This is a genomic window from Moorena sp. SIO3I6 (assembly GCF_010672095.1).
Window position 1 is genome coordinate 1 of sequence record NZ_JAAHHU010001270.1, and the last position, 1,468, is coordinate 1,468.

Consider the following 1,468-nt stretch of genomic DNA (forward strand, 5'->3'; position numbering starts at 1 on the left):
AGTGTGGTAATATTAGTGGTAGTTTTTGCCGAATTTTAAAAGTGAGATGCACCCCTCCCCATGCAACTGGAATTCGGATCATTTACCGAGTGTTGGATAATCGTTTAAGACAGCAAGGGTTAGTTCAAACACAATTACCAGTTCAGTTAAGTAATTACTCCGAACCCCAACCAGATCTAGCCGTAGTTATGCCAGATGAACTGCGATACCTAGGCCATCATCCCACACCATCAGAAATTTATTTGATTATTGAAGTTGCGGATACTAACTTAAGGAGGTATTGTGAACAGAAAGCTAAGCATTATGCAGAGGCAGAGATTGCTGATTATTGGGTAGTTGATTTAACTAATCGTCAATTGCATGTTTTTCGAGAACCAACTGAGCAAGGGTATCAAAGTCAGGTAATTCTGGCAGATGATAATACAATTTCACCGTTACAGTTTCCCGATTGTTTATTATCTGTATCTCAAATGTTGCCACCAGAGATTCCGGAGTTTGTTGACGGTTGACCCTGATCTAGCGTTTATAGGACTCATGAGGTACACATAATTGTTGACTATTGGCTCTTCTGACTTCCCTCTTATCTGCTCCCTGCTCCCTGCTCCCTGCTCCCTGCTCCCTGCTCCCTGCTCCCTAAAACCCATAAATTTGTACCTCATGGGTATAATAATTGCTAGAATTAGGGGTAGGGTTGGCAAATAATTAAAGAAAGGTCATTTGATCACGAATAATGTCCCTTTGCCCACCCTACTACAAGAGCGATCGCCTTTGGCGCGGCTGAGGCCTTTGGCCACGCTTCGCGAACGCCGATCGCACTCTTACCTGTTCCCTGTTCCCTGCTCCCTACTCCCTACTCCCTGTTCCCTGTTCCCTGTTCCCTTTGGTAAAGTAATGACATTTATCAGCCCTAAAACCGACTTTGCCTTCAAAAAAATCTTTGGCTCCCAGGAAAGTAAACCGATTCTGATTAGCTTTCTCAATGCTCTTGTCTACCACAATCAACCTCTGATCCAAGATTTGGAAATTATTGACCCTTATCAGTCTTCTCCTCTTCCAATTCTAAAAGATTCTTTCCTCGATGTGAAGGCCAAACTGAGGAATGGTTCTTTGGTGATTATTGAAATGCAGGTTTTGCAGGTAGAATCCTTTGCCAGAAGAGTTTTATACAATGCTACTAAAGCTTATTGTCTACAGTTAGGTAAAGGAGAAGGCTATCGTTATCTCAAGCCAGTGATTGCTCTGACGATTACCGATTTTGTCATGTTTCCTGAGCATAATCAAGTAATTTCTAATTTCAAGTTACGAGAAGAGACTACCAACATAAACTACATCGAAAATCACTTGCAGTTAGTGTTTGTGGAACTACCGAAGTTTGAGAAGCAGTTGGAGGAGTTAGAGCAATTAGATGAGTTGTGGATGTATTTTCTAATAAATGCGCCTTCCTTAGAAACGGTGCCACCGCAAATGG

The 1,468-nt window shown here is 42.1% G+C and carries 3 protein-coding genes; all 3 read left to right on the top strand.

Going from position 1 to position 1,468, the window contains the following annotated elements:
• Positions 1 to 509, top strand: a 509-nt coding sequence (locus F6K49_RS48440) for a Uma2 family endonuclease (protein WP_293109816.1), incomplete at its 5' end; no start/stop codon positions are given.
• A 43-nt stretch (positions 510 to 552) separates the two neighbouring features.
• Positions 553 to 702: a hypothetical protein gene (locus F6K49_RS48445; RefSeq protein WP_293109818.1), complete on the top strand. Its 150-nt coding sequence runs from the start codon at positions 553 to 555 to the stop codon at positions 700 to 702.
• Positions 703 to 891: 189 nt separating this feature from the next.
• A partial coding sequence (locus F6K49_RS48450) for an Rpn family recombination-promoting nuclease/putative transposase (protein WP_293109820.1) occupies positions 892 to 1,468 on the top strand: 577 nt, incomplete at its 3' end.